Origin of the sequence: Archangium sp. (assembly GCF_036388035.1) — a bacterium.
Classification (GTDB): Bacteria; Myxococcota; Myxococcia; order Myxococcales; family Myxococcaceae; genus Archangium.
This window is the reverse complement of sequence record NZ_DASVSO010000847.1, coordinates 1-8,214: the sequence shown is the minus strand read 5'-3', so window position 1 is coordinate 8,214 and position 8,214 is coordinate 1. Positions and strand designations below refer to the sequence as shown.

At 68.0% G+C, this 8,214-nt stretch carries 8 protein-coding genes and 1 pseudogene; 5 read left to right on the top strand and 4 right to left on the bottom strand.

What is annotated here, in order from left to right; genetic code table 11:
• Positions 1–790: 790 nt before the first annotated feature.
• Both VF697_RS34990 and VF697_RS34985 read left to right on the top strand, forming a co-directional pair.
• Entirely contained in the window at positions 791–1,045 is a 255-nt protein-coding gene (locus VF697_RS34990) for a hypothetical protein (RefSeq protein ID WP_331101906.1), read from the top strand.
• On the top strand, positions 1,042–1,854 hold the full coding sequence (locus VF697_RS34985; RefSeq protein WP_331101905.1) for a hypothetical protein: 813 nt from the start codon (positions 1,042–1,044) through the stop codon (positions 1,852–1,854). The genes VF697_RS34990 and VF697_RS34985 overlap by 4 nt, the downstream gene beginning before the upstream one ends.
• A gap of 19 nt (positions 1,855–1,873) precedes the next feature.
• Here the strand turns inward: VF697_RS34985 and VF697_RS34980 are convergent.
• Positions 1,874–1,999: pseudogene (locus VF697_RS34980) on the bottom strand.
• A gap of 15 nt (positions 2,000–2,014) precedes the next feature.
• On the opposite strand from VF697_RS34980, the gene VF697_RS34975 reads away from it, so the two are divergent.
• Positions 2,015–2,608, top strand: coding sequence for a hypothetical protein (locus VF697_RS34975; protein WP_331101904.1), 594 nt, complete (start codon positions 2,015–2,017; stop codon positions 2,606–2,608).
• On the opposite strand, the gene VF697_RS34970 is transcribed toward VF697_RS34975, so the two are convergent.
• The gene (locus VF697_RS34970; protein ID WP_331101903.1) at positions 2,509–4,893 is read right to left on the bottom strand and encodes a hypothetical protein; all 2,385 of its coding nucleotides are present in this window, start codon (positions 4,891–4,893) and stop codon (positions 2,509–2,511) included. The genes VF697_RS34975 and VF697_RS34970 overlap by 100 nt on opposite strands.
• Positions 4,894–5,031: 138 nt before the next feature.
• The gene (locus tag VF697_RS34965; RefSeq protein WP_331101902.1) at positions 5,032–6,417 is read right to left on the bottom strand and encodes a sigma-54 dependent transcriptional regulator; all 1,386 of its coding nucleotides are present in this window, start codon (positions 6,415–6,417) and stop codon (positions 5,032–5,034) included.
• Positions 6,418–6,602: 185 nt separating this feature from the next.
• Here VF697_RS34965 and VF697_RS34960 point away from each other — a divergent pair, with 185 nt between their 5' ends.
• Both VF697_RS34960 and VF697_RS34955 read left to right on the top strand, forming a co-directional pair.
• Positions 6,603–7,085 (top strand): hypothetical protein, encoded by a 483-nt coding sequence (locus VF697_RS34960; RefSeq protein ID WP_331101900.1) that lies wholly within the window; start codon positions 6,603–6,605, stop codon positions 7,083–7,085.
• Positions 7,086–7,098: 13 nt separating this feature from the next.
• A complete protein-coding gene (locus tag VF697_RS34955; RefSeq protein WP_331101898.1) occupies positions 7,099–7,497 on the top strand; it encodes a hypothetical protein in 399 nt (132 codons plus the stop codon).
• 22 nt (positions 7,498–7,519) lie between these two features.
• On the opposite strand, the gene VF697_RS34950 is transcribed toward VF697_RS34955, so the two are convergent.
• Positions 7,520–8,050 carry a hypothetical protein gene (locus tag VF697_RS34950; RefSeq protein ID WP_331101896.1) on the bottom strand — a complete coding sequence of 177 codons (531 nt, stop codon included), beginning with the start codon at positions 8,048–8,050 and terminating at the stop codon, positions 7,520–7,522.
• Between the last annotated feature and the right edge of the window lie 164 nt (positions 8,051–8,214).

The window sequence follows — 8,214 nt, the reverse complement described above, 5'->3', positions numbered from 1 at the left end:
TCACCTGCTTGGGACGCGCGGGCTTGCGGGTGGCGGGAGCGGCGGCATGGGCCAACGCGGAGAGGTGAAGAAGCAGGCAGGCAAGCAGACATTCCTTCATGACGGTCACGGCATTCTCTCCAGTGCGTTCGCGGCGCGGGGCTTGAGCCACGGGCCCGCAACGGTAGAGAGCCGGTGAGTTGCGGAATGATGCAGAGAATCCATCGCGGTGCCGCCCGCTCGGTGCGGCTGCCCGCCGAGCTCTTATGCGCTGGGCCGAGGAGGCCCAGCGCAGCCCTCGGGCCCCAGGTCGAGCACCCAGTCCGCGCTCTTGATGACGTCCAGGTTCTCCTGGCTGCTTGCCATCGTTGCGTCTGAAGGTGCTACATTCACCGACAATTTCCCTGATGAATACATCTTCGGTTCTGCGGAGCCTTGGCGCTTCATTGCTCGGCCTGCTCCTTGTTTCCTGTAGTGCGACTCGCTCTCCAATCCCCGGACCCACTGGAGAACGTGAGCTGTCCAGGTACGCACTCATCGTTGAGGAAGCGCCCGATGGGCGGGTGACTCACTCCTGGAACTCGGGGACTTCGACCTGACGATGTACTCGAGGCACGTGCACGTCGACGGTTTCCATGGGCGGCTTGAACAGGTCGTGTTCACGGACCAGGACTGTCACCGTCAATATGAGGTCTGCGTTCCCACCTGCCTTGCAAGCACCAGAATCTTCCAAGTCGACAAGTATGCACACGATTCAAGTCAGTATGGGCAGTGGAGGACCGGGAGGAGGCGATACTGCCCGGAGGCATGCATGAAGCAACTCGCCATGTGCCTTGCACAGGCGGAAGCCAGTCCTGTGAGATTCGAGGCCATGGACACTGCGATTGATTGGGCCAGGCGACATCGAACCAAGATTCTGGCGGGTACGGTCATCATCATTGCCGGCGTCGCCTTCGTCGCCGTGGTCGGCGCTTCAGGTGGGGCCGCGCTCGTCTTCGTACCGGTCGTGCTGGTGGCTTCCTCGGGCAACCCTTTGGGGTTTGAGCTGACGCTGGAGGCACCGTGACGATCTCCAAACTGCTCTCCGCCTCGGAAGCACTGGTTGTCGACCAGTGGCAGAAGCTCCATCCGCCCGGCGATTCCAAGGCATACCGTCTCCTGAAAGAGGCAGGCTTCTTCATCTGGCGAACAGGCCAGCTCTATCGCTTCGAGGACTATCTCGCACGCCCCTCGGCAGACGGTGCTGTCGATGTGAGAACCTCCTGGCGTGGCGAGAATGACGAGGAGGTCAGCGAGGCCTGGCAGACTCTCTCTCGAATCGGCGACACCCTGCGAGCCGAGGAGAAGAAGAAACTCATTCAGGTCGCCAGGGCTCAGCTCGAGTTCATTGCTTCAACAGGCCAGTGCGAGGAGTTTCACGACTACCTGAAGACCTACTACCGCAATCCTCCTCCAGTCATCGCCCGATTCGACACGCGCGACGAGGCGGAGACATGGTTGAGGAACCTCCCCGAGCCGCCCAGCAGCGCCTATATCCTGGTGGGGAATGAATATCTGGAGGTCTTCTATTCTCGTGAGAGGGTCATACGTGCCCTCCGCCGCGATTACGCGCTGGAAAGATTCATCGAGGCCGTCACGTCACGCGGGTTGCCTGCCCCGGCGGCCTCGTTCGACACCCATACGGAGGCAGCGGTCTGGTGGAAGAGTCACCCTGCTCCGCCCCTGTCGGTCTTCGTGCGGATCGCGGGCGAACACCATCTCGCGGTGTATCACAAGAAGATTGATTACCGCTCGCTACACCCCATCTCCATCCTGGAAGACTGGCGGAGGGAGCAGGAGAGGATTGCAGAGCAGGGGAAGGGGTGGAGCAGGTGATTGTCCATGGGATACGGAGTGGAGGCGGCGGGAATCGAACCCGCGTCACGGTTGCTGGACGGTGCAGCGTCCCTCGGCTCCTCGCGTCAGGTCCTCCGCCACCGTGCGCAGCAGGCCTCGCGTCAGTGCCGAGCGCTCCGCCTCCGTCTTCTCCCCCCGTGTGAGCCACTGCGCCACCTTCCCCAGGCTCGCCGTGGTCACCACCTGCAGCCGCACGCCCACTTCCACCACGAAGGCGGCGTCCTCCTCCGGCTCCTCCTCCAGCACCCACGCCACCCGCTCCAGCTCCAGCGTCCCCGGTGAGGCGAGCGGCCTGTCGTCCAGCACCCAGGCGCTCCCCTTCGTGTACGCCAGCACCTGCGTCAGCCGCGTCCTGTCCACCTGCTCGGAGAACCACAGCGGCCGGCTCCGCAGCAGCCGCAACTCCACCTCCAGCCGCCCCGCGAGCCCCAGCCGCATCAGCCGCTCCAGCTCGGGCGCCACCAGCGCGAGCGCCTCGGGTCGCACCGCCACGCGCCGCCCCACCCGCGTCGCCGAGCACGTCGCCCGGGGTGGCTCCTCCGCCCGGGCTCGGGGCGCGAGCAGGCCCACCGCTGCCACCAGCGCCGCGACGTGTCTCCTGCTCATGCGCGTGACGGGGGCCCTCATGGTGCCTCAGAAGGGCCGGACGAAGAACAGCCGCGCCTCGGGGACGATGGACGCCCGCTCGTCCGTGCGCCACGCCACCGTGAAGCGCGTCGTGTCTCCGAAGTAGAGCTGCGCGCCCACGCCCAGCCGCGGGTCCATCCAGCCCGCCTCACCCCGGTGCACCGCGCCCACGTCCGCGAAGGCTCCGACGAAGCCCCACCGGTACTCCGCGCTCGCGAGCAGCGAGGCATCGCCCCGGAACTCCTTGAAGGCGTAGCCGCGCAGGGCGTCCCAGCCCCCCAGCGCCTCGCGCTTCTGCATCGGCAAGTCCTCGCCGCCCGCCACGCGCACGCGCAGCCGCAGGCCGGCATCGCGGCCGGTGCTCGCGTACAGCACGCTGTCGCTCACCACCTTCCAGAATTGGAACTGCTCGTCTCCGCCCAGCGCCGGGCTGCCCACCTCCACCGTCAGCAGGCTGCGCAACGCCGTGCGCTCGGGCCACTCCCAGTCGTGCCGCAGCAGCGACACCTCGGGACTCCGGAAGAGCGAGCCCACGCCCTCGGCCCGCACCGCGTCGCTCGCGAACTCGAGCCGGCCCACCATGGACGTCATCCGCCCCGCGTCCACCGCCGGGTTGGGGAAGGGCGCCGAGTCGCGCCGGAAGAGGGAGAAGGGCGGCGAGAAGCTCACCAGCGACTCGTACGTGTCCCGCCGGTACTCCGCCCCGGCGAGCCACTTCGTCCGGAAGCGCCAGGTGGCGAAGGCCGTGTAGCCGCTGCGCCGGAAGTACTCGGCGTCCGGCCGGTTGAGCAGGGCGGAGTAGAGGAACGAGTCGATGGCACCCAGCCGCCATCGGTCGAGCGTGTCCGTGAAGTCATGGACCTGGACCCCCACCTCCGCGAGCCGCAGCACCGGCACCTGCACCTTCGCGCCCACCAGCCAGTTGAGCCTCCGCTGGAGCCGCGTCTGCTCGGGATCCTCCGCGATCCGCTGGCCACCCCACCGCAGTGGAATGGTCAGCGCCCCGTCCAGCACCAGGTGCGCCCGGTTGCGCACGTCCCACAGCGTGAGCGAGGTGGACAGGCCCGGCGCGAAGCCCGTCACCTGCGTGTGCATGGGGATGACGTCGACGTCGAAGGCGGGACCGCGCGGGCGCACGTACACCACCACGCGCCGGCCCTCGGTCTTGATGGCGTCCTCGGACTTCTCGTCCCACTGCTCCGCGAGCTTCTCCCAGGACAGCTCCACGCCCTCGTCCCAGCTCTTCTTCTTCTTGCGCCGCTGCTCCTCCGCCACCGGGCGGTAGCGCCGCGCGCCGCTCTCGTCGCGCTCCTCCACGAAGCGCGTGGTCGGCGCGGGCAGCGTCTCCACGTCCCACAGCGACAGGAAGGGCAGCTCCGCCTCCACCCGCTTCGCCGCGCGGCGCAGGTCGCTGCGCAGCAGGACGTCCCCGGGCTGGATGCCCAGCACCTCGCGCACCCGCTGCGCCACCCCCTCGTCCACGCCTCGCACCTCCACCGCCTCCACCTTCCCTGGGTCTACCCGCACCTCCAGCCGTCCCTCCGACGTCAGCGTGGCGTCGAGGCTCGCGAGCTGGTAGCCCTCGTCCTGGAGCTCGTCCACCGCGCGCTCCAGCGCCGCGGGCAGGCCCTTCCACACCAGGCCCGGGTGGAACTCGCCCTTCTGGAAGTGGGCCAGCAGCTCCCTCGGTGGGTTCGGCGTCGGGCAGGTCTTCGCGGTGATGACGAACCGGCCACGCCCCGCCTCGATGTGCACGCTCGTCACCGTGTCGTCGTCATCCCCAGCGTCGTCCTCGTCGTCGTCATCGTCCGAGGCGTATGGCGGGAGCCGGAACATGTCGTCCTGCAAGTCCCTCAGCTCGCCCGCCTCCAGGCCCTGGATGTCCACGCTCGTGACGGAGGGGTGCTCCTGCAGCGTCACCACCAGGGTCGGCGTCGTGCCCTCCGCGAGCCGCACCGTGGGCGTCACCTTCGCGAAGAGCCCCGTGCGCGCCAGCCGCTTGAGGGCGACCGCGGCCCGCTCGGGGGACAGGGGGCCCTGGGCGGGAATGCGGGCCAGGGTGCGCACCTGCTGCTCGGAGAGCCGCTCGAGGCCCTTGAGCTCCACGCCCGCCAGCGCGCGCGTCTCCCCGTTGATGCTCAGTCGCAGCGCGCCGAGCACCTCGGAGTCGCCCGCCTCCTCGTCCTCCGCGTCCTCGGAGAGGCACGGGTCCTCCTCGGGCGAGGGCTCCTGGGGAGCGGTGGCCAGGGGGGCCGTGTCGTCCTTGGGGCTGGAGGCCTCGGGGGTACCGGAGTCCGCGGGAGCGGGGGCCGCCGGGGGGCCGGCATCCGGGGTGCCCTGGGCGCCCGCGGCGAAGGAAAGGAAGCAGAGAAGGAGTGCGAGGCGGTTCATGCGAGACGGAGGGAGCACGTGGCGTTCCAGGTCGACCGGTGCGGCAAGTGCGCGAAAACACGGAGCTCGGGTCGCGGCGAGGATGTCATCCCCACATCCTGATGTCGCGGGGAGATGTGCGGATGACATCGCGAGCGTTCAGGCGACGGGGATTCCGAGCGCCTTGACGCGGCGGTAGAGGTTGCCCCGGTCCACCTGCAGCAGGCGCGCGGCCCCGGCGACACTGCCTCCCTCCTCCAGGGCGGCCTTGATGAGCGTGCGCTCGAAGTCATCCACGTGCTCGCGGTAGCTCTTCTGTCCGAGCATGAGGTGGGAGGGCGTGGCCGCGAGGGGCGTGGGGCCGGCGAGGGACTCGGGCGAGAGCGTGAGTGGGCCCTCGCCGCGCAGCAGGTTCTGGCGCTCGATGAAGTTGCGCAGCTCGCGCACGTTGCCGGGCCAGGGCCAGGCGCGCAGGGCCTGCTCCGCGCCGGGCGCGAGCACCAGGGGCACGTGGGGCCCGGCCAACTCCGCCGCGAAGGCCCGGGCCAGGGGGAGGATGTCCTCGGGCCGCTCGCGCAGGGGCGGCAGGGTGAGGGGGAGCACGTTGAGGCGGAAGTACAGGTCCTGCCGGAAGCGTCCCTCCTGCACCGCGCGCGCGAGGTCCCGGTGTGTGGCCGCGAGGATGCGCACGTTCACGGGGACGGGCAGGCCGCCTCCCAGACGCTCCACCTCCTTCGTCTCCAGCACGCGCAGCAGCTTGGCCTGGAGCTCCAGCGGCATGTCCCCGAGCTCGTCGAGGAACAGCGTGCCGCCGTGGGCCTGCTCGATGCGGCCGAGCCTGCGCGCGGTGGCCCCCGAGAAGGCGCCGCGCTCGTGGCCGAACAGCTCGCTCTCCAGCAGGGTGGAGGGGATGGCGGCGCAGTTGACCGCGACGAGGCGCCCCTTGCGCCCGGAGGCGAGGTGGAGCGCGCGCGCCACGCGCTCCTTGCCCGTGCCCGTCTCGCCGGTGATGAGGATGGCCGCGTCGCTCGGCGCCACGCGGGCGATGAGCTTGCGCAGCGACTCCATGGCCGCGCTGTCCCCCACGAGGTGGCCAGGGCGGGCCAGCTCCTCCTGCAAGCGCTGCTGCTCCTCGCGCAGCTCACTGAGGGCGAGCGCGTTGCGCAGCGCGGTGAGGAGGCGCTCGGGGGAGGGCGGCTTCTCCACGAAGTCGGTGGCGCCCAGCTTCAGGGCCTGCACGGCCTCGGCGGGCGAGGCCTCACCGGAGAGCACCACCACGGGCACGGGGAGCGGCTTGGGCAGCCGCGCGAGCAACTCCAGGCCCGTCTCTCCGGGCATGCGCAGATCCAACAGCATCAGCGCGGGCGGGTGGCCGGGCGCGTCGAGGAGGCGCAGGGCCTCGGCGGCGGAGCGGGCCTCCACGGGGGAGAAGCCCTCGTCGGAGAGCAGGCCCCGCAGGCCCTTGAGGACGCCCGGGTCGTCATCCACCAGGAGGATGCGCGGGCCGGACGCCTGGGGGCGCGGGGCGGGGAGGGGGAGTTCCACGGGCACAGGCCCAGCGTAGCGCAACGGCTCGGCGACGACCCTCCCCCCGTCTTCTTTGAGCGGGAGAGGCGTTTCCGCCCAGACGATACCGGTCATGCGGCCATCCTCTCGGAAGCAATGAGCCTTCCGCGGTCGTTCCGTTACCCCTACCGTCACGCCGCGTAAGGCTCGGAGTAGATGGATAGATGATGAACTTGATCGTGCTGATAACAGCGATAGCGATGGTCAGCGTTGGATGTGCCCACGGGCAACGGCCAGTGTCCCAAGTCTATGTCGTTTCCGAGGATGCGGACGGAGTCGGTGCCGCACTCGCGAGCGGGGGTGCTGGTGGTCATGATTGCCAGAAACAGCATGAGGAGTGCGTGGAGCTGTGCTGGAAGAAGAAGAACTGGCCCTATCCTCACAATAAGCAACAAAGCGGATGGTACTACGAGCGGTGCGAGCACGACTGCACTGAGGAATTCAAGAAGTGCGAAGAGGAGCAGGAGGAAGTGACGCGAGAGAAGGAAAAGCGTCTGAAGTTCTCGCGCATGGACGAGGCAATTGATTGGCTCGGGAAACACAAGGCCGAGGTGGCACTTGGAGCTGTCGTCATCGTCGCTGGCGTTGCCTTCGTCCTCACGACGGGTGGCTCTGGTATGTTGATTCTAGCTCCTCTTGCCCTCTGAATTGGATGCGAGAATGAAATACAATCAGAACTTTGATGTCGACTCCGTCTTGGACATCCTGCGCGGCGTAAACGAGAAGTACCAAGAGGGCTCGCCAGAAGACGAGGCGCTTCGTATCGCCGCTGTGGCCTTGTTTTATGTCCGCGAAACCCAAAAGCTGGATGAGTACCGCGAGTTCTTTCGCGCATTCTATACTCCCGCCATTGATTACATCGTCGTCTCCCAGGCCTTTGCGACGAGAGCCGAGGCAGACGAGTGGCTTGCCAGTGGCAAGGCCACCGAGGGAGAACGTGTCAGAATCGCTGGCGAGGGTTTTCGGGTCATTCCCGAGCGGAAGGGAACGGGCTTGAGATTTCTTCGGACCCCCCTGCCCGAAGAGTTGATGAAAAAATATCCTCCAGATTCAGAATAGGTGCTCGGCGCGGAGCCGTTGGTCAAGGCGCTTTCTGCACGTCCTGCACGGGCGCGCTCGCCGTGGGCAGCTCGCGGAGGGCCGTGAGGTAAGCGTCCCCGCGCTTCTCCGCGAACAGGTCCAGCACCAGCATCAGCGAGGCCTGCACCACCAGTCCCACGCCGATGCCGTACACCAGCTCCTTGCGGCGGAAGGCATATGTGAGCGCCACGCCCGCGAGCAGCAGGACGACCTCGATGACCTTGTAGAGCTCGAAGTTGCGCATCACCGCTTCCATCCGGGGCACCTCCGCGGACTGGAAGGCCGCGGGGGACGAGGCGAGCTGCTGCACGAGTGCCGCCACCTGCGCGTCCGTGCGGAAGGCCACCGTGCCACCCACCACGAGCTGGATGAGGGCCACGGCGATGAGCGGGTACGCCATGCCCCGGTACGAGGAGCCCGACCGCAGCAGCCACACCGAGGCGCCCACCGCGACCACTCCCACGAGGATGAACAGCCAGCTCTCCGTCTTCTCCTCGGCGAAGTAGCGCACCATCTGCTCCTGCATGCCCATGACCCACCCTCCCGGCGCGGTGCTTCTCCGCGTCAATTGATGACCTCGGGTCATTAATTAAGTGAGCGCGGGTCAGCAGTCAAGCCGGGGCGCGACCTTCACGGTCGACCTGCCGCGGCGTTCGGTGGACTGAGGGGCAGCTCCACGAGCGCGAGCGTGCCGCC

Excerpts from the sequence above, each read along its gene's own strand:
- VF697_RS34950 (WP_331101896.1), bottom strand. The coding sequence starts at position 8,050 with ATGGGCATGCAGGAGCAGATGGTGCGCTACTTCGCCGAGGAGAAGACG.
- VF697_RS34960 (WP_331101900.1), top strand. The coding sequence starts at position 6,603 with ATGATGAACTTGATCGTGCTGATAACAGCGATAGCGATGGTCAGCGTT.
- VF697_RS34970 (WP_331101903.1), bottom strand. The coding sequence starts at position 4,893 with ATGAACCGCCTCGCACTCCTTCTCTGCTTCCTTTCCTTCGCCGCGGGC.
- VF697_RS34955 (WP_331101898.1), top strand. The coding sequence starts at position 7,099 with ATGAAATACAATCAGAACTTTGATGTCGACTCCGTCTTGGACATCCTG.
- VF697_RS34990 (WP_331101906.1), top strand. The coding sequence starts at position 791 with ATGAAGCAACTCGCCATGTGCCTTGCACAGGCGGAAGCCAGTCCTGTG.